At 30.0% G+C, this 22,340-nt stretch carries 26 protein-coding genes and 1 pseudogene; 9 read left to right on the forward strand and 18 right to left on the reverse strand.

Translation table 11 applies throughout. The features are described from left to right. Positions 1-9 precede the first annotated feature (9 nt). The gene (locus T483_RS0104045) at positions 10-603 is read right to left on the reverse strand and encodes a GrpB family protein (RefSeq protein ID WP_026885681.1); all 594 of its coding nucleotides are present in this window, start codon (positions 601-603) and stop codon (positions 10-12) included. A gap of 218 nt (positions 604-821) precedes the next feature. Beyond that, complete coding sequence (locus T483_RS0104050) at positions 822-1,607, reverse strand: GH25 family lysozyme (RefSeq protein ID WP_026885682.1); 786 nt, start codon at positions 1,605-1,607, stop codon at positions 822-824. A 441-nt stretch (positions 1,608-2,048) separates the two neighbouring features. On the opposite strand from T483_RS0104050, the gene T483_RS0104055 reads away from it, so the two are divergent. Together T483_RS0104055 and T483_RS0104060 are read left to right on the forward strand one after the other, a co-directional pair. Further along, positions 2,049-2,549 (forward strand): RNA polymerase sigma factor, encoded by a 501-nt coding sequence (locus tag T483_RS0104055; RefSeq protein ID WP_026885683.1) that lies wholly within the window; start codon positions 2,049-2,051, stop codon positions 2,547-2,549. Continuing rightward, positions 2,546-3,481 carry a zf-HC2 domain-containing protein gene (locus tag T483_RS0104060; protein WP_026885684.1) on the forward strand — a complete coding sequence of 312 codons (936 nt, stop codon included), beginning with the start codon at positions 2,546-2,548 and terminating at the stop codon, positions 3,479-3,481. Before T483_RS0104055 ends, T483_RS0104060 begins: the two co-directional genes overlap by 4 nt. Before the next feature lie 116 nt (positions 3,482-3,597). Here T483_RS0104060 and T483_RS31500 read toward each other — a convergent pair whose 3' ends face one another. From T483_RS31500 to T483_RS0104110, 10 genes are all read right to left on the reverse strand, one after another. Next, on the reverse strand, positions 3,598-3,846 hold the full coding sequence (locus tag T483_RS31500; protein WP_196244847.1) for a hypothetical protein: 249 nt from the start codon (positions 3,844-3,846) through the stop codon (positions 3,598-3,600). A gap of 376 nt (positions 3,847-4,222) precedes the next feature. Then, entirely contained in the window at positions 4,223-4,879 is a 657-nt protein-coding gene (locus tag T483_RS30365; RefSeq protein WP_080696904.1) for a hypothetical protein, read from the reverse strand. 4 nt (positions 4,880-4,883) lie between these two features. After that, positions 4,884-5,666, reverse strand: coding sequence for an ATP-binding protein (locus T483_RS0104075; protein WP_080696906.1), 783 nt, complete (start codon positions 5,664-5,666; stop codon positions 4,884-4,886). Next, positions 5,557-6,345, reverse strand: coding sequence for a hypothetical protein (locus T483_RS0104080; RefSeq protein ID WP_026885687.1), 789 nt, complete (start codon positions 6,343-6,345; stop codon positions 5,557-5,559). Before T483_RS0104080 ends, T483_RS0104075 begins: the two co-directional genes overlap by 110 nt. A gap of 46 nt (positions 6,346-6,391) precedes the next feature. Then, positions 6,392-6,580: a DUF1540 domain-containing protein gene (locus T483_RS0104085; RefSeq protein ID WP_017213046.1), complete on the reverse strand. Its 189-nt coding sequence runs from the start codon at positions 6,578-6,580 to the stop codon at positions 6,392-6,394. 95 nt (positions 6,581-6,675) lie between these two features. Further along, entirely contained in the window at positions 6,676-6,882 is a 207-nt protein-coding gene (locus T483_RS0104090) for a helix-turn-helix domain-containing protein (RefSeq protein WP_026885688.1), read from the reverse strand. Positions 6,883-7,387: 505 nt separating this feature from the next. Continuing rightward, entirely contained in the window at positions 7,388-8,623 is a 1,236-nt protein-coding gene (locus tag T483_RS0104095; protein WP_026885689.1) for an MFS transporter, read from the reverse strand. 189 nt (positions 8,624-8,812) lie between these two features. After that, complete coding sequence (locus T483_RS0104100) at positions 8,813-9,394, reverse strand: flavodoxin family protein (RefSeq protein ID WP_026885690.1); 582 nt, start codon at positions 9,392-9,394, stop codon at positions 8,813-8,815. Positions 9,395-9,894: 500 nt separating this feature from the next. Next, positions 9,895-11,115 carry a YibE/F family protein gene (locus T483_RS0104105; protein WP_026885691.1) on the reverse strand — a complete coding sequence of 407 codons (1,221 nt, stop codon included), beginning with the start codon at positions 11,113-11,115 and terminating at the stop codon, positions 9,895-9,897. A 111-nt stretch (positions 11,116-11,226) separates the two neighbouring features. Further along, the gene (locus T483_RS0104110) at positions 11,227-12,885 is read right to left on the reverse strand and encodes a purple acid phosphatase family protein (protein WP_026885692.1); all 1,659 of its coding nucleotides are present in this window, start codon (positions 12,883-12,885) and stop codon (positions 11,227-11,229) included. Between the two features lie 555 nt (positions 12,886-13,440). On the opposite strand from T483_RS0104110, the gene T483_RS0104115 reads away from it, so the two are divergent. Then, positions 13,441-14,100, forward strand: a complete 660-nt coding sequence (locus tag T483_RS0104115; RefSeq protein ID WP_026885693.1) for a TetR/AcrR family transcriptional regulator — start codon at positions 13,441-13,443, stop codon at positions 14,098-14,100. Between the two features lie 129 nt (positions 14,101-14,229). Beyond that, positions 14,230-15,378: a choline esterase gene (locus tag T483_RS0104120; RefSeq protein WP_026885694.1), complete on the forward strand. Its 1,149-nt coding sequence runs from the start codon at positions 14,230-14,232 to the stop codon at positions 15,376-15,378. A gap of 187 nt (positions 15,379-15,565) precedes the next feature. On the opposite strand, the gene T483_RS0104125 is transcribed toward T483_RS0104120, so the two are convergent. From T483_RS0104125 to T483_RS0104150, 6 genes and pseudogenes are all read right to left on the reverse strand, one after another. Continuing rightward, positions 15,566-16,048 carry a MarR family transcriptional regulator gene (locus T483_RS0104125; protein WP_026885695.1) on the reverse strand — a complete coding sequence of 161 codons (483 nt, stop codon included), beginning with the start codon at positions 16,046-16,048 and terminating at the stop codon, positions 15,566-15,568. Positions 16,049-16,171: 123 nt separating this feature from the next. Next, positions 16,172-16,360 carry a hypothetical protein gene (locus T483_RS0104130; protein ID WP_026885696.1) on the reverse strand — a complete coding sequence of 63 codons (189 nt, stop codon included), beginning with the start codon at positions 16,358-16,360 and terminating at the stop codon, positions 16,172-16,174. Positions 16,361-16,566: 206 nt separating this feature from the next. Then, a complete protein-coding gene (locus T483_RS0104135; protein WP_026885697.1) occupies positions 16,567-17,235 on the reverse strand; it encodes an HAD family hydrolase in 669 nt (222 codons plus the stop codon). Between the two features lie 147 nt (positions 17,236-17,382). Continuing rightward, positions 17,383-17,862: a hypothetical protein gene (locus T483_RS0104140; protein WP_026885698.1), complete on the reverse strand. Its 480-nt coding sequence runs from the start codon at positions 17,860-17,862 to the stop codon at positions 17,383-17,385. 28 nt (positions 17,863-17,890) lie between these two features. Continuing rightward, positions 17,891-18,200: pseudogene (locus T483_RS31505) on the reverse strand (IS1595 family transposase); the annotation flags it as partial. A gap of 60 nt (positions 18,201-18,260) precedes the next feature. Continuing rightward, entirely contained in the window at positions 18,261-18,908 is a 648-nt protein-coding gene (locus tag T483_RS0104150; RefSeq protein ID WP_026885699.1) for an LptM family lipoprotein, read from the reverse strand. Positions 18,909-19,500: 592 nt separating this feature from the next. Here T483_RS0104150 and T483_RS0104155 point away from each other — a divergent pair. The 5 genes from T483_RS0104155 (at position 19,501) to T483_RS0104175 (ending at position 22,319) form a co-directional block, all read left to right on the forward strand. Then, positions 19,501-20,037 carry an RNA polymerase sigma factor gene (locus T483_RS0104155; protein WP_026885700.1) on the forward strand — a complete coding sequence of 179 codons (537 nt, stop codon included), beginning with the start codon at positions 19,501-19,503 and terminating at the stop codon, positions 20,035-20,037. 4 nt (positions 20,038-20,041) lie between these two features. After that, on the forward strand, positions 20,042-20,263 hold the full coding sequence (locus tag T483_RS0104160) for a BhlA/UviB family holin-like peptide (protein WP_026885701.1): 222 nt from the start codon (positions 20,042-20,044) through the stop codon (positions 20,261-20,263). A gap of 515 nt (positions 20,264-20,778) precedes the next feature. Then, positions 20,779-21,009 (forward strand): DUF5673 domain-containing protein, encoded by a 231-nt coding sequence (locus T483_RS32025; protein ID WP_242841796.1) that lies wholly within the window; start codon positions 20,779-20,781, stop codon positions 21,007-21,009. 234 nt (positions 21,010-21,243) lie between these two features. Further along, entirely contained in the window at positions 21,244-21,585 is a 342-nt protein-coding gene (locus T483_RS0104170; RefSeq protein WP_026885703.1) for a hypothetical protein, read from the forward strand. A gap of 413 nt (positions 21,586-21,998) precedes the next feature. Further along, entirely contained in the window at positions 21,999-22,319 is a 321-nt protein-coding gene (locus tag T483_RS0104175; protein WP_026885704.1) for a hypothetical protein, read from the forward strand. The last annotated feature ends 21 nt before the right edge of the window (positions 22,320-22,340 follow it).

Consider the following 22,340-nt stretch of genomic DNA (forward strand, 5'->3'; position numbering starts at 1 on the left):
TATTGTATATCATGCATATTTTATTGGATTATATTTGTCAGCATATTCTTCTTTTGCTTTTTGTGTATATTTCAAAATAAAATCAGATTTAGCATCTGTATAACCATCCCTATCATGCTCATATCTTTCTTTCAGCCCCAACTTTAGTTTTTCATATTCCTTCGCAACTTCTTTATGTTCTATAAGGTAATCTCTAAAATATAATTCATTCCAATTACCATAGTAGCGAACATGTAAATGATATACTTTTTCTGCAAATCCTTGTTTTGTATATCCTTTATTAAATGACATTTTCATGAAAGGTTTATTTTCAGATGACATTAATAACCAACCATTATGTAGTAGAATATTTTTTAATTGTTCAATATCTGTTTCGGTATTTATTTCTAATAAAATATCTACTGTTGGCTTAGCAATCAAGCCTTTAACCGCTGTACTTCCTATGTGATTAATACGCAGAATATTTTTCTTATCAATACAATTTAAAAGTCTTTGTTTTTCAATTTCATACCAATCTTTATAATCTGTATTATGCTCTTTTAAGATGATAGGAAACAACTCCCATAGTTCTTCAAGTGTCATTTCTGACAATTCTTTTTCCATATAAGTACCTCCACTCAAGAAAATATAAAGAATATTTTCTTCACAACAATTTACTATTCCGAACCAAATTCCTGTTCCATATAATGATTATTATAACATATATTTCAAAACACCACATAAGCTGATCATATAACGACTCTCTACAATTCTTTTACTAAGGACATATCAGAAAAGCACAAAAAAATAGAGGACACAAGATTACTCTCATGCCCTTTAAACTATTTTATATCACAAAACCAACTTCCTAACGTATCTTTTAATTCTAAACATTTGCTCATAGGCAAATTTTGAGTTTCAACCCAGATTCCATTTTCATTTGAATTAGCATAGATACGAATATCTTCAAAATATTCTTGCACATATCCCATGTCAACTCCAGCAAAACTTCCATCACCTCTATATCCAATTGGAAGATAATTGATTCTTACATATCCATTAGTTTTATTTATTATTCCATCATTAAACTCATTCATATCACAATCAGTATCTATACCATTTACGCATCCTGTTTCAGAATATTGGTGCCCTACTCTATTAGTAAAGAAATTAGACTTTAATTTCCATGGAGTATTATTATAATTTGCCTCCCACAGTGGATAACCAGCAATTTTGTCATCCAAATTATCTATAAAACTAGTATAAGTATAAATACCAATTTGCATATTTGATATCTCTTTAAATTTAGCAATAAATCTTAATATAAAGTCAATTAATCCATCAAAATTACTTTCTATATCTAACATTGGAATTAGATCATTTGCTTTATCCTTTATAGCATTATAAAAACTATTAGCCTGAGTTTCTGGCTCACTAGTCCCAACCAGGAAATGATAAAATCCCGTTTTTAATCCTTCGCAATGTGCATTGGAATAATTAGCCTCTAAACAGCGATCTTTGAATGTTGTGCCTTCTGTAGCTTTAATGTAAACAGCTTCTATTCCTGAATCTTTCACCTGTCCAAAATTTATGCTTCCATTATGATTACTTACGTCTATACCTTTCATATATACCATCCTTTCTACTACACCTCTTTTATTAGTTATTTTTATATAATAAAAACACCTACTTTTTGATATGCTCCCTTTATAATAGTCAGTTAAAATAATAAACTTGACAGTATGAAGGGATAATATCATTTCCGTAAGTGTTTTTAGTTCATCTACTATTATAGATGATTTCAATACTAATTTTTGATAGATATTATTTAGGATTTCTAAAATTTTTCTATTAATTTTATTTTGCTCCAAGTGAATAATTTATTTATTTAATGCTGTTTATCTATGAATTGTTTTACTGATATAATTCTAATGATATCTTTAAAGTAACAATAATTTTTAACTTTTTGTAACGAAATCTTTTTTTAATAGTCATATATATAAATACTAAAAATTCACCTAAATCTTTGAATAATCATTTTAAGATTTATATTGTAAAAGGGGAGGCAGATGGAAAAAACTGATTTTGAAATAATATATGAATTATATGTTAAGAATGTATTTAAGTTCTTACTAAAATTAACTAAAGACTATGATTTAGCAGAAGATTTAACGCAAGAGACTTTTGTAAAGGCATTTAATAAAATTGAAAGTTTTAAAGGAAAAAGTAAATTGATTGTTTGGCTGTGTCAAATAGGAAAAAACTTATATTTCGACTATTTAAAAAAGACATCTAAAATAGTTGATATTGAAAACATACAAGAAATGGAGTTTAATACAGAAAATCTTTTAGAAGATGATTTTGTTAAAAAAGACGAATTAAGTTATATTTTAAAAATAGTTATGCAAATGTGTGATCCTTACAAAACCGTATTCTTTAATAGAACATATTTAGAATTAAGTTATAAAGAGATAGGTAAAAAATATGAAAAAAATGAAACTTGGGCAAGAGTTACATTTCATCGTGCAAAACTAATGTTACAAAAAAGCCTAAAGGAGATGAAAATATGAAATGTGAAGTAATTATGGACTTGTTACCTGCATACATCGATAATACATGCAGTCCCGAAAGCAAACTTCTTGTAGAAGAGCATTTACATGATTGTGCACAGTGTAGCAAACTTTTTAAAGAGGCTACAGAAAATGTTGAGGTTAAAAGTTATGATGATAGTGACACTTATGCTAATCTCCAAGAGAAAGATTTATTACTGAATGCTAAAAAGAATATACGATTTGAGACCATAAAAAAAATATTTAAAGTTATATATACTGTTATTATTGGTCTTAATATATTAGGGATAATTGCTGGATATCTTTCTATTAAAATAGGTTATGATTTAGAATATCCAAGATTCTATTTTGGAAGTTTAGGAATTAAAACATATAGTATCTTATTTATTATGTTTATGCTTCCTTTATTTTGCAGTATCTTAGGAGAAATTATTTTAAGTAAAATGAATTACATTAAATCATACGGATGGAAAATTACTTTAAATGTTTTAGCGTTATTAATTTCTATCATGTTAAGTTTGGCTAGTGGATTTATGTTAGTTTTTGTAACTCCTCCATTAGATTCATTTACAAATTCACCTAATAATTACTTACATGTTGGTAATGATATGCGTAAATATGAAGCCATTTATAAGAATTTTTTCCCTGAAAAAGTGCCAGATGATGCTGAAAATATCGACTATTCCTACAGAAAATATAACGGTTTATTTGAAACAACAAGTAAGATTTCAGCTTCTTGGTCATTGCCAGAAGAATCTTATGAATACTATAAACAAATAATTGAAAAAAATTCAACAATGAATGAAATTGAAACTAATAAATATGAAATATATTTGTCTGGCTACACTTATCCACCTAACTTAAAATTAAATTTTGAATTTAATGATGAGAAAAAAGAACTAAAATATACTGCAATAATTGAAAAGAAGTAATAAGCTTATCATTAATAGTTAGTTTAGGAAATAAGATCTTTGAAAAATCAAAGTTTTTATAAAAAAAGGAATGTATATATTTAGCTACATTCCCTTTTACATCCCTTTTGAAGTTTTTATTTTACAACAAATATTTCCGAGGAAATACCTTTACCAAAATCATTATGATATATACTTTTCCATCTTAGTGGCTGCTTGTTGCTCCACACTTGAGGTAATCTTATAAGTTTTCCTGTTCTTTCTCCGATCTCTATTCCATTTATTCCTATGATTTCTTCCTCAAGCTCCTGAACCCTTATATCTATATCTTGTATATCTGCTAAAATCTCTCTATATCTTCTTACCTTATCTATTGTACTGTTCATATTAATCACTCCTAGTTTCTAAATTTCTAAAAATAATTAAAATCTATTTTGTATATAGATACCCAATTTACAAATTTGTTAAAACATTAAGTTTATATCTTCACTAGAAATTATATTCTGCTTATATATTCAACATATATAGTCAAATGAATTTAGATAAAATAAATAGGGAATTCTGCCGCAATTTTTGTTATTAAAAACCATTACAATGATATATTTATATGTTATCATGTAATTGTAATCATTCCCAATTCCTTGTTTGCAGAGTGATATTCATATATATCACTCCTCCTTACTCATTAACCTTCTTACTTACTAATCTTTCAAAAATTCCTTATATCTCAACAAAATAGATTCTAATTTAAGCAAGTTTTTTCTACAAACTATAAAGTTCAGCTCTAAGCCACTTTAATTTATTCTTTATCAATTCTATTTCTATTCTTAAATTATCTATTCCATCTAGGCATGTAAAATAAGCATTTTCTGCCACATCTCTTTGAAGTCTTAATTCCGCTACATCTTTATTTCCCTTAACTAATTCCATTATTAAGGTAGCCGGATATTTATCTTCCCTAAGTTTTAATATTTCTTCTGCTTGTTTTACTTTATATTCTTTCTCTGCCTGTGCCTTTTTAAGCCCCAAAGTTTTTAATTGTGTATTGCTCCTGTTTAATGCTATGATGCATGTATTTAATCTTTGTATAATTCCTTTTGAATCCATATTATTTCTCTCCTCAACTTTATTAATTAAAACTTTATTCTTGATATCTTTACTATTTTGGCTTATTTCATTATTTTCATAATCTAATGCATTAACTTCCTTTATGAGCACAAAATCTTTTTCACACTCTAAATCTTTGGTTCCATTTGCACCGCTATATTCATTTTTCAAAACCTCTCCCCCCATTAACTCAGCACTTTTTTTCTCTAAGATTTTATTTATCTTATCTCCAAATTCAGCATGTTTTTTAAAAATTATTTTTCCTGGCATATTGCTGCTTTTTAAACATATGCACCAGTGTACATTTGACATATTCTCACCTCAGTCTATAATTATTTTCCGTGCCTTGAATTTCAACCATGAAATCCTTAGTCATTTCATATATTCTGCTTCCTATTGCTTCATCAAAATTTAGCAGCCTTTCAACTGTAAACTCACTCGAGACAATAAGTGGCAGGTGATTAAAATATCTATAATTTATCAGCTCAAACATTATATTTATGTCTGTTTCATTAACTTTTCCTTTATATAAATCATCAATTAATAGAATTTCGCAGGTTTGATATTTGCTTAAGGTCTTTTTATAATATTCTTTGTCTAGGATATTTTGTTTAAGGCTTGTAATCACATCTCTATAAGGCATGTAAACAACTTTTATATTATTTTTCAAGAAATTATTTGCAAGAGCTAAGGCAATATGAGTCTTTCCGCTTCCTGAATTACCACAAAGTATAATTGAATTTTTCCTATTTGATCTTATCTCATCAAAACTCATATAATAATCTGTTGCAATAAATTTCATTTTTTTAGAAGTTCTTGACCATTCTTCAAAATTACTAAATGTCTTTTCTAAATTTTCTGGATTTATCCCACTATTTTTCCATAGCCTTTTGACATTTTCAATCTCTAAGCACGAACATGGCGTCATTAGTGGCTGTGCATGAAATTGAGCTTTTATAATATAACCCGTATCTTTGCACTTTTCACATTTAAAATGGCCTGTCTCTTGTACAACCTGCACTTGCTTTTGGTTTCCGTTCTGAGATTTTGATATTGAATTTGCTCTCACTTGATCTAATATTCTTTGAAGTGCTTCCATAAATATACTTTTCCTCCTTCAATGGATATAGTCCCTGCCAACAATTCTCTATGCTGTTTTCTAAAATTTTAATTTGTATTTCCTCATCTTGAGATAAATCTTTTAATTTATTTAGCAATATTTTTAGTGCTTTATCTGTTACTGGCTTTTTAATTCTTTCTCTCATTTTTATAAATTCTGATATACTTTCAATTAGCAGCTTATTTTTAGTGAACTCTTCTATAAATACAGTATTCTTATCATTATTATAATTTTTATTATTCTTGTTAGTTGTTAACTCTTTGCCAGCTGTTTGTGAGATGCTTGTTAATTCACTGTTAGAATGCCTGCTATTTTTCTCTTGTTTCCCTTGGTAAAGTTCCCAGTTTACTATCTTTATGAGTCTTCCAGTCTTTGTTACCTCCTGTGTTAAAAAATCATATCTCTCAAATTTTTTAAGAGCAGTCCTTACATTTTGAAGTGATATACCATCACCACTTTTTTTAACTATTCCCTCTAATGAAGTTACAAATTGACCTGCTTCTGCTTTAAATTTTGTTCCTTTCCATTCCCACTCTCTTCTTTCATGATTTGCCATACTTAGAATTGTAATCAATATAACCTTTTGCTCTAAAGTTGAATTTAACCAAATAGCTTTTTCAAATAAAACTCTGTGAATCTTAAACCAGCCCTCACTCATCTTATCAACTCCTATATCATCTTATAGCTTTCGTATTCTGTATTAATCATCTTACATCTACTTCTCTTCCCTTATCACACATCCAAAAGGAATCATATTCATATGTGGCACATTTTAAACCTTCTAACTCTTCGTTATCTTCTTCATAATCAAAGCTCTTCAATTCAATAGAATCTGCCCTGCATACTCCATCTTTATAATTTTTACAGGTTCTCCAGTTACACTTAATTAACAATTTGAATTCCCCCTGACATTAAATATCTATCTCAATAGCTTTTGTTTTCTTGCTGTTCTTAATGTGCTCCTAAGTTTTGCTATATCTTTTATTGTCTAACCTATTATCTTCAAATCCTTAAATATGTCATCTGTTGAACATTTGTAAATATTTGCGAGTCTTTTTATCAGTGCTGGCGATGGTCTTGTCCATCCTTGTTCTAACTTATAAAATGTACTTTTACTTATTTTCAATGCTTCTATAACCTCTTCACTATCAAGACCTGAGTTCAATCGTCTTAATCTTATTGGTGTTAATTTCATACCTTCTCCCCCATTCAATCGACTTTCTTAATTACTTGTCTGTGTTACTATACTTATATTTTATCAGTTTTCCCGATAAACCCAAAATCCCTTTTTATCGTCAATAATGATATTTTTATCAATTATATCAGTCATTCTTATTTTTTCTCTTTTTCCCTTAATCTTCCTAATTAATTTATCAGTATATATGATAAATATGTAAAATTAATAAGGGTCAGATATTCTCTATCTCTTATTAATTCTTTAATCATCTTGATTTTTACAAACCTCTTCCACTTAACCATTTATATCATTGTCTTTCAAAATTCAGAAGTTTTATACTTTTTAAGCAAATCAAAAAAACAGCCTACATATTTAATGTAAGCTGTCAGACTCTATATACTATGAAGGCAATTCATCTCCTTGCCTTATACAAAATCTCAGGCGACATGGACCTTTTATCATTTTTATATTCCTTACAATCCAAAATGAAGATGGATACTTGCCTAAAAATAAAGTATGTATTTTATATATTTACATGGGTTCTTTTATATAAAACTGGTATTGCGAATGCTATAAGGAGTATTCCCATAAAAGCAGGTGCTGAATGACCAAGTGATACATAGATTTGTCCACCAATGATAGGTCCAATCATTCTTGCTAAAGCCTGAATAGATTGACTGCCTCCTTGAATCCTTCCTTGTTCACTGGAATCGACAGACTTAGAAAGCATCCCATTGAATGAAGGTCCAAAGATTGAATCACCAAAACCGAATATAAACATTCCAATGATAAACAGAGGATAAAATAATAACAAAGCTGATAGAGCAATAAAAGCATAGCCTATAATCTCAGAAACCATTCCGAGAATTGCTATTTGTTTATCATTAAGTTTTATCAAAAGCTTTGGCATTATAAGACTCTGTGAAATGATATCTTGAAAGCCCATAATTGAAAACATAAGTCCGATTACTGTAGGCTTCCAGCTAAAAGTATCTATTGTAAATTGTGAAAAAACTGCTTGCAGAGATCCGTTTGGTATCCAAAGTAAGAATCCTGATATAAGTAACATCTTTATGCTTTTCATAGAAAGTATGCTTGCAAGCTGTGTAAATGGATTTAGTCTCACAAAAGTGATCTTCTCTAATCTATCTTCATTGTGAAGACTCTCAGGCATAAAAAAGATTCCATAAACAACATTTAGTAAAGTTATTATTGCCCCAAAATACATTGGTACAGAATAACCAAACTTAGCAAGTAATCCACCTAAAGTTGGACCAATTACAGTACCTACACCTACAATAGCGCTCACCCATCCAAAGTATTTAGTTCTCTGATTACTAGGAATTATATCTGCAAAATATGCGAAAATAGTACTTATGGTCCCACCTGTTATACCATCTATTATGCGCCCGGCAAATAGTATCCATAAGGCTCCTCCTATACCAAAGACTACGTACCCGATTGCTGAACCCAAGAGACATACTAAGAGTACTGGACGGCGGCCATATCTATCGCTCAAAGCGCCAAGACCTGGAGCTGCTAAAAACACACAAACTGCATAAACAGATGTAAGAAGTGTAACAACTATAGCTTGCTCTCCTGGATTGCTTGTATAAGGCTGAACTAAGAATGGAACGACTGGTGCTATGATCGTAAAGCCTATTCCACAAAGAAATACAGATATAAGACCGAATATTAAAGCATGTTTATCTATAATTTGTTCTGAGTTTTGTTCATTATTTGATTTAAATTTGGACATTTAAACCCTCCTATCAATATTTGTTATTTTGTAAAGATTTATGAGTGATGTTGATATAAACTGAGTGAATCCTACTGCTAATAGTTGTTATTTTGTTTCATTAAGAACTATTATTACCGTGTAACAAATTGGGTATTTTTGACCATCCCTCCAAAATGGAGAAATGAGCAAAGATACCTAGTATCCTTATTACTTCGAGATCCCTTCCGAAACAATTGTTTTTCCTACATCTTTTAACATAATGTTAAGATCTTCTCTTTCATTTGCTGGTCCATTTCTCAAACCAGTAACAACCGGTACCTCTGTAACATCAAATTCAAGCATCTCAAACATGTGCTTAGTATAATCAATATACGACTTGAACAGTTCTGGATCCGGATTTCCCTGATTAAACGTAAGCATTAGCCTTTTTTCAGCTGCGCTTTCTTCCTTAAAATATGGAGAGTATCGTGGAGAGAATCGTGCAAACATCCTGTCAATGATGATCTTTCCTTGAGCACTCATCTGCATCATATAAATCGGCGAACCGAAAACAATCACATTTGCACGGTCAATTGCATCATTAAGTTTTTGCATATCATCTTTGATAACACACCCCTGATCACCTTTATGGCAGGCCCAACATCCTTGACATGGTTTGATATCAAGATTATTGAAATCAAAGAATTGAGTTTCAGCACCTTGTTCTTTCGCACCTTTGAGTATTTTATTTACTATCCAGGCAGTATTCCCTTCTTTTCGTGAACTAGCACTAATTCCGATTACATTCATACTTTTTCCTCCTTGCATATCTTTTATATCTATAATTTGTTTTGTACTTTCTGATTTCATTTTAAATTCTCCTTTCGTAGCAGATACTTTTTTGTTTACCTCTCAACAAAATCATCTTAACACCATTTTGTTTACCTGTCAACAAAATATCACCAATAAAAATGCAGCCTATTACAAATATTTATAGGCTGCTTGTTGTTTTATTATAGATAAACAATTTAAGAATTAAACTTATTAGATGAACATATTTACAAAGTCGCTAAAACTTTGAGTTCATATCTGCACTAGAAATCATAAATATATTTGTGTAGAAAACATTTGAAAATGAGCTGTTAAAGGTTCTTAGCCGTAGGTTGTTCCATTTTAGCTTGTCAAACTGAAAGTTGGAGCATGCTAAAGTGGATGCAACCTGCTGCTTAGAACCTTCAGTGATATTTTCATAGCTTTTCGGAATCAAAATATTTATGATTTCGGCAAGTTATATGCATAAGTTCCGGTATCTAAAGTGCATTAGAACTAGTTTCTTGTTCTTTAACGGAACTTTGCTTTCCTTGAAGCAGTTTTGCTGCAATAGCCGATACAATTGGAACTGTAAGTATAACTGCTAAGCTCCCGCAAACAGCATTAAGAATATCAATTGCAACACCATTTGAGTTAATCAATTGCCTAAACTGTACTTGATAAGAGTACATTAAAATAAAAGAGAAAATGGATTCACCTAAGAACGCTAAAATAAGAGTATTACTCATAGTCCCCATCATATCTCGTCCAATATTCATACCTGAACTGAATAATTCACTGAAGGAAGCCTCCTGATTTTGCTTCTTTAGTTCATTGATTGAGGTAGCAATAGAAATAGCAATATCCATTACAGCTCCAAGTGAAGCAATAATGATACCTGTAAATAAAAGGTCTTTCACCTGCAGCTTGCTTTGTCCAGCAATGTTAAGCAATGCATCTGTATCTGAAGATGTATAACCAGATATACCTAGAATCCTACTAAAAATAAGCATAATTACAACTGATACAACAACACCTGCCACTGTTCCTAATACAGCGGACAAAGTTTTTCTGTCAAAGCCGCCTACTAGAAAGAGGGTTACGCAAGAAGTTACAATGACAAGCAATATAGTTGCCAAGACATCAGACACACCCATGAAAAGTAATGGAACAAAAATAAATAATACCGTGGTCAAGGTAAATATTATCCCTAGAACAGAATGAAAACCACGCCATCCACCTACTAAGCAGATTGCTCCAATAAAAAGGCCTATAAGTACAAGTAAAGGAACAACACGATATGGTGCAAACATATAAACATTTACGTATGATTTATCATCAGTAGATGTATTAACAGACACCACAATATCCTGTCCATTATGAAGAATAAAATTAGTATCATAATTAAGGGCATTATTAACCTTAAAAGTCTGTCCTTTATATTGCCCACTTTCTATAAGTACATCTACAATCTGTCTTCCAATGTAAAGCCCAGAAAACCCTGATGAATTTATTATCTGCTCATCAATTGAGAGAACCTTACCCTTTTCATAATGTACTTCTCCACCAGCTCCTGAACTAAATGGATTATAAATAGGCGTATGTGAGCTAAAAAGTATAGCCAGTATAATGTAAACAGACAAAATGGCAATAGATCCAATAATTTTGCCCCCTATCTTAATAGATGAAATCCAACCTAATTTTATATTCATAATATTCATGCTATTCTCCTACTTCTATACTGCCTTATAAAAAGCAGTTTAATTTTATATGACAAACAGTCCAGTCAATATAAACTGAACTTTTGTCTTTTACTAAGTTATGCTTATTTATTATTTCTTTGTAATAGTGTAGCTATCAATTAATGATTGATTACCAATTGTATAATCATTTGCTGCATAAGTATTGATTGTAAATGTATCATCAGTGAAACTTACATATGAGTACGATGGAACATACCCCTGCCATCCAACAACACTAAATGAATGATCAGCACTTCCGCCAATTGTATCATTATTACCCTTGTTGAAGTCATAATATTTACTTCCTGTACCTGAATCAAGAGTAAAGTAAACTGTTCCCTTAGGATTAGTTACACTGTCTGGATATTCTTTTTTTGCATAAGTAGCATTTGGATTTGTAGTGCCTGGTACAGAAGCGTTGCTACTATTTTTCAAAGTTTCAGGAGCACCAGTATTAGGATCAACAGCACTTCCATTTAACATTTGTGCAGTACGAGTATAGTAGTGATCATGCCCTTGTAGTACAACATCTATATTGTATTTATCCATCATTTTTGTCCAAGTATTACGTATTGTTAAAACTGGATCATCAAGTTCATTTTTAGTATTGTGATTAGCTTCGCTGTATGCAGATTGGTGCCATGTAGCAACCTTCCACTTTACATTTGGATTGGCTTTAATAGCCTCTGCTATAAATTGATCATGATCAGCAGTACCATAGTTATTTGCATTCAATACTAAAAATAATACTGGACCAGCAGTAAACCAGTAGTCACCATCATTTCCATATTGTGTAGCACCTAACTTACTTATATTAGGCTGATTGTAGTGATAGCCATAATATTCACCCATTTGATGATCATGATTACCACAAAAAGCAGCTAAAGGCATATTTTGCATGTAATTCACTGTAGAATCTGGATTAAAGAAATCCCTATATTGATACCATTGTCCATCAGATGAATTTGAAGGTTGAACTAAGTAATTATAGTCGTTAATTTGATCTCCCATTGAAAAAAGGAAGTTTAAGTCCTTATTTTGAGTCACTAGTTTCAGCATATTATTCCAGCCTGTTTTATCATCATTTAAGTTCTTGTGACCACCTGTAGCATTAGATTTGGCAGTACCTTTAGAATTATCAAATGCACCAATTTGTGGATCACCAAAAGCAGCAAACGTTACTTTATCGGTAGGTAGTGTGGTAATTGTATAAACTGGACTCCAATTGCCTTGTCCATCACTTACAGAATAAGAGTACTGTGTATCTGGATCTAACCCTTTTACTTTCACTTTATTTGAATATTCACCAGTTGGAGCACCTGCTGTTTTCTTCCCATTATAAACATCATCCCCATTATTAGCAGGAGTAGCCTTTCCATCAATATCTGTAAGGGCTGTCTCACTCTGATTAATAGATTGTGTAGCTTTTACAACAGTTTGTTCCGCATCCTGAATATCTGCAGAAGTTGGAAATTCTGTACCATTCATATTAGATGTACGTGAAATTTTTATTTGTGTCTTTCCAGAAGATTGTGTGAACCAAGCAAAATCAAGCTCTTTTGGATCAGAACCAACATTTGCATTAATATTATAAGGTCCTGTAACCTTAGGTAATGAGAAATTTTCAATACCTGATATACCAGTAATTTCGGCATTAACGTTCCTTATAAAAGGTATACTGGCAGACGTAGCCATGACTGTAGCTACAGCAATTGGAAGCATGAATTTAACTTTCTTACTAATTTTCATATAATCTTACCACCTTCTAAATATTTTGTTCTTATATAAAGTTACTCCTTTTATTTTAAATACCAGTTAACTTATAGTTAATTTCACTTTAAATATTATAATTTACCTAAAATTACATATTTTTACTGGCATTGCGTTGGTAAGACTACGTTACATACAATTTTATTACAAAGGAATTATGAAATCTCTGGTATAAGCCACACAAAATTTTAACAATAGCAAGTGACCGCTTTATTGCCTGAGCTTTCAAGATTGGCGACAGCACAAAAGAATTGGTTCAGCAAGTATTGGCATCAAAGAAGATTGAACAGCAGGCATGCTCAGCATGGAAGAGGTGTATTACCCCAAACTCAACCACAAAGCAGACCTGACAAACCGTCAAATCTTCTGAAAAAAGTATTCCGCCGCAAGATGGAAATATATAGTTAGGTTAGGCAAAAATATATACAATAAATTGTTTACTATCACAGTTGACACTTTAATCCATTTATTATATACTGTGAATGCATTCACAGTATATAGCGAATAGATTCACACAACAATAAGGAGGGTTCTATGCCAAAAAAAGCTTTCTTTCGCCTGGATGAAACAAAACGCGAGGAAATATCAAATAGCGCTATGCAGCTTTTTGTTAATTATCCATACGATGATATAAATATGAAGATGACTTTAGACGCATTGTCCATGCATCCTGGAACATTTTATCGGTATTTTGATGATAAAGATGATCTTTATTGTCTCTTGATACAAAATGTGACCCAGAAAAGAGCTGAATTTTTTAATAACCGTAATCAAGATTCAATTTTGCAGATTTTCCTTACCGGCTTATTTGATAATGATAATGGGATTGGGGCCGAACCGCTTAATGAATTGGAAGTCAAGTTCATTGAAACAATTTTATCCATTCCCGAGAACATCTTGCTTCACATATACCTGAATGTACTGAAGGGCGAATCATTCCCTTTGGTTAAGGACATTCTTCGCCGAATGAGGTTTGATGGATATCTACGGCCAGATATTGACGACAACCTGATTTCTTTTATGTTTGAGACAATGCAATTTAATTTGATTTTATTTTTTAGGGAATTCGGTATTAAGGACTTTGAGCTGCAGCATAAGGTCAGCAAATACTTTACAGACTTTTTCTGCCATGGTTTGGTTGAAGATCATAAGTATTCTGAGCTCATGAGCAATCTCAAGAAAGTCAAGGAATAGATACGAATCCATTAAGATATGATGGAAATCATTTTATAGCATTCGAAGCCCGAAAGTATTTGTAGCACTATGCCGTTCGGGTTTCGTAAACACTACAATTATTATAAAACGAGAGAGAGGAACAAAAAAATGAAAACTTATGACGCATTTCCAAAACCGATCGGCAACTATACCGTCGGGCGAACACAAATTGATTTTAAGTACGTAGCATCAGATAATTCAGAAAGAGAACTGACAGCGTTTTTCTTTTATCCGTCCGACAGCAGCGAAGGCAAGCCAACAGCAGAATACGCATTTCCAGAGCTGCCATCACTGTGGAATGAAAGTATGGTTAAGAATGGTCTTGAAATGGATAATTTTTTTGATTTCAATATTAAAACATGCTGTTACGAAGATCTGGCATTATCTCAAAAGGAAAATCGTTATCCAGTTGTATTCTATGTTCATGGCGGAACTACATACCCGCAGCAAAATACTGTAACCTGCCAAGACCTGGCAAGTGCTGGCTATATTGTTGTAGCAATTGGTCATCAAGGAGGAGGTGTATACAGACTCAAGGATGGGCGACTTAGTCACATTTCAAAGAAATATTACGAAGATTTACAGGAATTCGGCACTGACCCAGTGACAAAGGATATAGCTCCAATTCTGGTAGAGAAGCTTGAAAAAGAAAAAGCACTTGAAATTTCTCGTAAAGTAACTTCGTCACCTGGAGCAGTCAAGTTTGCAAAGTATGCCGATCTTCAGAGCGAGGACATAAGATATGTAGCAGATTGCCTGTACAAAATGAATACAGGTGACATTGGATCCATATTTAAAGACAGATTGAAACTTGAAATCGGCATTGGCGTGTTCGGGCACTCATTTGGAGGAGCTACAACAGCAATTGTTTGCCGTGACGACGACCGATTTGTCTGCGGCATCGATTTTGACGGTGGTCTATTTTGTCAGGATAGCGACCTTAAGAAACCCTTCATGATGCTCGGCAGTACGGTATCCTATAATGTGGATGCGCTTTTTCTTGAATCAAACAGCGGAGAAACCTATTTTGTCATTCTTGATAATGTAGTGCATTTTGACTTCGGCGATTTCATATTTCTTGCTAAAAATGAAGCCTTGCAACTGTCATTAAGAGGAACCAGGGATGCAATGGAGCTGCGCAACATTCTTACAACTTATACAAAGGCGTTTTTTGATAAATATATGCTGAAAAAATCAGTGGAAATTGAAAGCCTGGCGTTCGATGGCGTGGAAATGATCAAGAAGTCGAAAAAATAAGTAGCAAAACGCTAGGAACGACTCCGATGAAAGCACTTGAGCTTAGTTCTTTGGAATGTACTCTGCGTCATCTATGGACTGTGTCGCCTAGTAAGGCGACATAAACCTTATACTTGATAATATTTACCATACAATAAAAATACAGCCCATTCCAAGTGGAATTAGGCTGCTTATAGTTTTATTTTAATTATTCAGATTTATCAGATTTAGAATCTATTCCAAGTTTATTTATTTCTGCGTCCAAATGCCTGCTATATTTTTCTATGAATCCAAGCATAGCGTCAAATTGTTCATCAGTCACTTGTTCAAATACGACTTTATCTCGATCTTGAAACTCTTTATGCAGCTTTTCATGGAGGTCATAAACTTTTTGCCCTTGTTCAGTGAGCCTAAAATAGATTTCTTTCTTATTATCTGGTTTCTGATAGCTTTCTATAATGCCTCTTTGTATAAGCTTCTTTGTCATTTTACTTATAGCTCCCCTAGTCATATAAAGAGACTCTGCAAGTTTTGTCACGTTGGACTCTACGTTTCTTCCAATACATTCAATGTAATGTACTTCTGATGGGTTATATCCCTTAAGACTATCTTCCATCTTAAGTTTATTAAGCCAAGCCATCTTATTAAATACTTTCCTAAAATCCATTAAGACCTGTTCTTGTTTGTTCATGGCCTATCCTCCCACTTTTTAACGCATTAACAATATTATATTACTCTTTTGTTTCCATTTCAACAATATTAAAATATTATTGTAATAAATTGAACTATACGTAAAAAGTTATTCTTATCCCTATTATGCTTCCTTATACTCTATTTGTATCTTTTTATCCTCACTTCTTACAAATGTATTGCAGGTATTACAATTATAACTATTTGTTATAATCTTAAAAAGATTCCCTTTTTCGTCTTCTTCATTTCTCTCTACAGTATTTACATTCATAATTTCTAATGCATGACATTTAGGACAATATTCATTAACCATAATTTACACTTCCTCATAACATAATTTTGTATTTAAAAATATTTTTTATGATTCAACCATTTTTTATTCTTGCCAAAAACTACATATATTTATGTTAAATGCAATTTTCACTAAACTATATATATTTATCTTAAATCTAAATTTTATTATATGCCGTATCTCTGTATTTAAAAAATACTTTAAAAGCTACTCTTAAAATAGATTCATCATTTGCAGTTCTCAGAATCACCAACTATCTCTAGTAACTTGCAAGGCTTGTCTATAATGTAATCAGCACCTTTTTCCTTTAGAAGCTCTCTATCTCTAAATCCCCAAGTTACGCCTACACATTTAACTCCAGCATTTCTAGCTGTTTTTACATCTACTTCTGAATCGCCAACATATATAGCTTTATCATCAGTAGAATCTAACTCCTTTAAAGCTTTAATTACTGTATCAGGGGCTGGCTTTTTAGCAATATTTGAACTTTCTCCAATCGCAACTTTTATATATTGTTCAAAATAAATCTTATTAAGCTCTTTTACTGCTGAATCAAATTTATTAGAAACAATTGCAATCTTATAGTTTTCCTTTGATAAAACATCTAAAAGCCCCATGATTCCTTCATATACTTTAGTTTTATTTTGCATATTTTTTGAATAATGACTCCGAAAATCTGCAAGACATTCCTTATAATAAGGATTATTTAAGCCGTCAGGTACAGAAAGCTCCATTAAACGCCCAACTCCGTTTCCTACAAAACTTCTAACTTCTTCCTTTTTTCTAGATGGAAAATTATATTTTCCTAATGCAAAATTCACGCTATCAGCAAGATCTTCAAGAGTGTCAAGAAGCGTTCCATCCAAATCAAATATAACTGTATCATATTTCTTCATAAATAGTATCTCCTTAAAAAACATATAAATTTATAATTAAGCTTTGTTTTAAATGTATGTTGATAAATTATATAAACAAAAGGATACATCTTTCCTGTTCCTTTTGTTTGAATGAGTTTACAAAATATTTTACTTATACGAATTATGTTATAATCTTGAAACTTGTATTTCTTTTGCTAATTTACTTTTTCTTAAACTTCTTGTTTTTATTTGAGAAATCAGAATTCCTATATTGGGATATGATAACCGTACTAAAAAATAATTAATAAATTCTATAATAGCAAACAGCATCAAAAATACTCCCCAAAAATAATACTTAAATGAAATTGATTTACTAACTATTAATATAGGGATATATCCTAAAATTAATAGCAGGTTAATATACTTTAGCACAAAATAAAATTTGCCAGTTGAGTTAAAAGTTATATTCTTATTTGTAAGTCTCTTTAGACATATAAACCAATAAACTGAACCTTGTAACAATATTAAACATAATACTGTTAATGGGTAAATAACTTGAACTGTATGTTCTTTAAACCATATAAAATAACACAACCAAAACGCAAAAACACTTGCTAATTCACCAGTTGATAATTTTAACAATTCTTTTCCTATAGATTTTTTCACGTTTTCTTTCTCCCATAAATAATTCTATTTAAATAAATTTTGGTTCTCTATTTTTAAATGCCTTTACCATAGTATGTATAATTATATAGTATATTGCTTTGAATTATAAAATTCTTAGTCTTTAATAGTGTCTTTTTCCACACTAAAAACTTTAAGCTATTTAAACCATTTAAGATAGTTTGAAAGATATTTAGTTGCAACTCCATTAAACCTACGCATCCATCTTTTTAAATTAGAGTGTATTGCATTTATATGTTGTGTATGTGATACACATCTTCTTTGTGTCTACCTCGTTTAATTCTCTTATGCTCTAAGGACATTTCTATTGAAAATTGAATTTGCTGATTCCCTTTTTCTTAACCTCTTTACCTCTTTTATCTTTATATATTTATATTTCATTATTCTCTTTTAACCTCATAAAATACACCTTCATCAAAATAAATTAAAGTATTATTGTCCTTGATGAATAAAGTTATTTTATCTGATACATTTAATTGCATAATAGAATCAGTGCTAACACCTATTTTTGAAAGATTGGTCTTATACTCACTCGCCATATTATTTTGAGTTTTGTTTGTCATCTTATATTGTGGATTATTATAAGATTCATTACCAAAGGTCGCTAAGTTATTGGACAAACTAATCTTTAAACCTATTAGTGATGTTTTTTCACCAACAGATACCTTTGCATACCCTGCCACTTTTTTGATTTCCCAATTACCATAAAATGATTTTTCATCATTACTAGTTTCTTTATCATTGCTTTGTGCATTAGAATTATTATTTTTGCCATTATTGTTTTTCTCCACTGCAATATTTCTATCTTTGCTATCAGTAGATAAGCTGGCAGTCTTATTTGTTTCAGTATTATTATCTGTATTTTTTGAATCACTGTTGCTAGTAGTATTATCACTAGTATCTGTAGTAGCCTCAATGGTTGTATCATTATTGGTTGGGTTAGCATTATTTTGTGGTTTTTGATTTCCACAACCACTTAATGTTACTAATATAGCTGCTACTAATAAGATAATTTTTATTTTTTTCAATTTTATTCTCCTTATTGTATTAACTTGTTGTATTTTAATACGAGCATATTTTAACATAAACATACACGACTTACAAATTTTATATTTACTCTAAATTGTAAATGCGCTTTTGTAATAATATTATAAAGTGTACATTATAGAAATAACCTTCAGAATCTCTGTAGGTTATTTTTATCTCTCCAAATGTCTATCTTTAATTTTCTTTAGGGCAGCATTTTTCTTTCTAATAATTTTATGATAAGGTATTTTCTTTTTAGCTGCATAATCAGTTAGTCTATAGCAATTATTTAACTGACTATAAACTTATTATAGTAAACCTGAAAGATTAATGAAAATTCATCTAGTTCAACATCTAATATTATTTTTTGAAGTTCAACTATTTTATCATTATTACAGATAATCTTTTTAGCAAATTTAAGATAACAGATGAAAACATAAGTTTCATGTATACCATATCATAATATAATTCAGTTTCTATGATATCGCCAGTTTTACTTTATCAGCATAACCGTTAAAATTAATATATGTCATGACATTAACTTTATTTAACAGGAAATAAACAATCCTAAATAAATCGCTTGGAGGTCAGAATATGGATATAGACTTATTAGAGAAACTTATCATATTTCAGAAAGATAAAGATAATTTTATAGAAACCTTATCTTATTTTAATCCAAAGATAAAATACCTAAGCTATAAACTAAAATATCCTGAAGCTGAAACAGACCTTATCATATTTCTTTATGAATTAATTACAAAAATAAAATTATATAAATTTGTTTCTAGTGCAGATGCTTTAAGATATATAAAAAGATGTCTTAGAAATCAAGCAATTAGATTATCATATAAAGTTAATCGTGATAAAAACCTTCTCATCTTTAATTCTGACGATGAATCATTAGAATCATTTAATAAAAATAATTCCATCAATGATTATTCAGATGTATTCTTCAACGATTTAATTTCATCATTAAAACCTAGACAAAAACAAATTGTTTATTATAAATTTCATATGCAGCTTTCAGATATTGAAATTGGTAAAATTCTCAAAATATCTAGGCAATCTGTAAATAAATCTAAAAGAGTTTCTTTAAATGTACTAAAAACTCGGTTATATATGGAGGGATGATATTATGTATGATGATCTTATAAAGGTTGCTATGACTCAAGGAATTTGGACATTACTTAGTTGTGTGCTTATAGTATACATATTAAAAGCACAGGAATCTAGAGACCTAAGGCAGGAAGAAAGAGAAAAAAATTATCAGGAAATAATTAAGGAACTTACTGATAAATTAAATCTTCTAGATTCCATGAATTCAGCTCTAAATGAAATCAAAATTAAGATTAATTAAAGTTTATCTTTTAGATTTCTCTAATATAAAAACCATTTATTTCTTTGAGATGTGTATTAAAAAGTGTTTAATAATATAAAATAAAAGTATATAATCTTTAAAGTTTATGGATTATATACTTTTATTTTTATGTAAGCATAATGCTATTGTGTTTATTTTTGTCATATAATTATGTATAATATAACTTGATTAAGTTTAGATTGAGGTGATTTATTATTTTATTGTTTAAATATTTAGATATTCTTCTATTCCTTGTTTTTTTCTGCTTATCATTAATTTTTATGATAAATTATATCCAGTCATACCATAGATTGGTTGGAGATAAAAAAGCTAATTTAGTAATTGATTCACATTTGCGTTCCAATAAACACTCATATTTTATGTATATCTTTATTGTATTTCTTATAGTAAGAAATATTGTAGAAAGCTTTTCTTTATACTTACTTCTAAGTAATTGTACTCTTATATTTATTATTATTTTATGTCTATTTTTATATGACAAAGTTGTATCTAAAATGTATTTTCTTGAAGATGGAATTTTTATTGGAAATAAATTCATTGAATATATAGATATAAGAAGCCTTGACTTTATAGAAGAAAAAAATGAGGTTTTAATTATAAAGATATATTATATTTTTTTAGAAAAAGATTTTACTATTTCATATAAAATAAATCATGATTCAAAAAGTAAAATCGAGGATTATATTAATTCATTAAGTATTAATGTTAATATTAACGGGGAATAGATAAAACTTACAAAATCCACTCTATGTTGAAAATTCATAGAGTGGATTTTTTATTATAGATATCGAGCTTTAAAACTAAATTTGTGCGGTAACTTAACAAAATCATAAATATTTTGTTCCGAAAAACTATTTATTCTAGTTATTGCTTGATTCACATTTATATATTCTTTAAAATTAATATAATATTGCATATTATTGTAAATTTATATATTACAAATAAAATGGGGGATCAACATGAATGAATTTATCTGCTTTTTGGAAGAATATTTTTTCTTAGTACTTTCAATATTGCTATTTGTAATTGGCTTTAGCTGTCGTTTCAATTCATTAAAGGCTATTACTTCTCTTAAACTTAATATTGCTAAAAGAAAATATACTATAATTGATGAAAAAGAATACTTAAAATTTGAGGGAACTTACAATTTACTTATAGGATGCTTATCTTTTATTAGCTTTTTAATAGTTACATTAAAGGAAGACTTGATTTTTCCTGTACTAACCATAGAGGTAATTATAATAAATATAATTATTTACTTTTATAATAATCTAAAAAAGGACTTTCTACAAAATAAATAATTCATAGTTTACAATATTAAAATTTTTCTATGTAATGTGAAAAATTTTAATATTGGTGAATATTTCATTTAACTTATGCAAACAATTATCATTGAAGTATTAACTTTCAACTATGGTAAAGAGATAGCATTTTAAATTACCCTGCTATCTCTTTTTTATTATTTATTTAACCTAACAATTATTTACAATATTATAGTTTTGAATATTTTTTTATAAATGACATATACTACTCTCGTAAAATAGTAGTAATTTAATTTCATTAAAAGTGAACCACCAGAATAAGCCCTTATTTGCAAGGGCTTATTTTTGTATTATTAAATAAATATCTATTCTGAATATATATATTAACTTTTCACATAATAAAATAAATCAATTAATTATACAGTTTAATTAAGAAAGGTGGATGATTTTTAATGAAGAGATTTCGTACAGCATTATTTGCTTTCTTATTAGTATTATTTACATCATTGACAACCAGCGCTTATAGTCAATCTGGTAAAACTCTTTCTCAAGGAATTTATAATGCAAGAGATTCAAATTTATTAATAAGTACTCCTATGACAGTTAAGATTGATTCTCCTAGCGGCAAGGCTATTATCTTTATACTTGATTCTGATTATTCCATGAAGGAAATGGTAAAGTTAGAAGCCGAATCCACTGAACACACTTTAAAGCCATTTGATTATGGTTCCTTAATCATAATCGTTGGTAATTCAAGTGTTACCTTTTACTAAAAGGCACTAGAAATAGTGCCC

Origin of the sequence: Clostridium beijerinckii HUN142 (genome assembly GCF_000621745.1) — a bacterium.
Classification (GTDB): Bacteria; Bacillota; Clostridia; order Clostridiales; family Clostridiaceae; genus Clostridium; species Clostridium beijerinckii_A.

Coding starts and splice junctions, on each gene's coding strand:
- T483_RS0104045 (WP_026885681.1), bottom strand. CDS start 603: ATGGAAAAAGAATTGTCAGAAATGACACTTGAAGAACTATGGGAGTTG.
- T483_RS0104050 (WP_026885682.1), bottom strand. CDS start 1,607: ATGAAAGGTATAGACGTAAGTAATCATAATGGAAGCATAAATTTTGGA.
- T483_RS0104055 (WP_026885683.1), top strand. CDS start 2,049: ATGGAAAAAACTGATTTTGAAATAATATATGAATTATATGTTAAGAAT.
- T483_RS0104060 (WP_026885684.1), top strand. CDS start 2,546: ATGAAATGTGAAGTAATTATGGACTTGTTACCTGCATACATCGATAAT.
- T483_RS31500 (WP_196244847.1), bottom strand. CDS start 3,846: ATGAACAGTACAATAGATAAGGTAAGAAGATATAGAGAGATTTTAGCA.
- T483_RS30365 (WP_080696904.1), bottom strand. CDS start 4,879: ATGTCAAATGTACACTGGTGCATATGTTTAAAAAGCAGCAATATGCCA.
- T483_RS0104075 (WP_080696906.1), bottom strand. CDS start 5,666: ATGGAAGCACTTCAAAGAATATTAGATCAAGTGAGAGCAAATTCAATA.
- T483_RS0104080 (WP_026885687.1), bottom strand. CDS start 6,345: ATGAGTGAGGGCTGGTTTAAGATTCACAGAGTTTTATTTGAAAAAGCT.
- T483_RS0104090 (WP_026885688.1), bottom strand. CDS start 6,882: ATGAAATTAACACCAATAAGATTAAGACGATTGAACTCAGGTCTTGAT.
- T483_RS0104095 (WP_026885689.1), bottom strand. CDS start 8,623: ATGTCCAAATTTAAATCAAATAATGAACAAAACTCAGAACAAATTATA.
- T483_RS0104100 (WP_026885690.1), bottom strand. CDS start 9,394: ATGAATGTAATCGGAATTAGTGCTAGTTCACGAAAAGAAGGGAATACT.
- T483_RS0104105 (WP_026885691.1), bottom strand. CDS start 11,115: ATGAATATTATGAATATAAAATTAGGTTGGATTTCATCTATTAAGATA.
- T483_RS0104110 (WP_026885692.1), bottom strand. CDS start 12,885: ATGAAAATTAGTAAGAAAGTTAAATTCATGCTTCCAATTGCTGTAGCT.
- T483_RS0104115 (WP_026885693.1), top strand. CDS start 13,441: ATGCCAAAAAAAGCTTTCTTTCGCCTGGATGAAACAAAACGCGAGGAA.
- T483_RS0104120 (WP_026885694.1), top strand. CDS start 14,230: ATGAAAACTTATGACGCATTTCCAAAACCGATCGGCAACTATACCGTC.
- T483_RS0104125 (WP_026885695.1), bottom strand. CDS start 16,048: ATGAACAAACAAGAACAGGTCTTAATGGATTTTAGGAAAGTATTTAAT.
- T483_RS0104130 (WP_026885696.1), bottom strand. CDS start 16,360: ATGGTTAATGAATATTGTCCTAAATGTCATGCATTAGAAATTATGAAT.
- T483_RS0104135 (WP_026885697.1), bottom strand. CDS start 17,235: ATGAAGAAATATGATACAGTTATATTTGATTTGGATGGAACGCTTCTT.
- T483_RS0104155 (WP_026885700.1), top strand. CDS start 19,501: ATGGATATAGACTTATTAGAGAAACTTATCATATTTCAGAAAGATAAA.
- T483_RS0104160 (WP_026885701.1), top strand. CDS start 20,042: ATGTATGATGATCTTATAAAGGTTGCTATGACTCAAGGAATTTGGACA.
- T483_RS32025 (WP_242841796.1), top strand. CDS start 20,779: ATGTATTTTCTTGAAGATGGAATTTTTATTGGAAATAAATTCATTGAA.
- T483_RS0104170 (WP_026885703.1), top strand. CDS start 21,244: ATGAATGAATTTATCTGCTTTTTGGAAGAATATTTTTTCTTAGTACTT.
- T483_RS0104175 (WP_026885704.1), top strand. CDS start 21,999: ATGAAGAGATTTCGTACAGCATTATTTGCTTTCTTATTAGTATTATTT.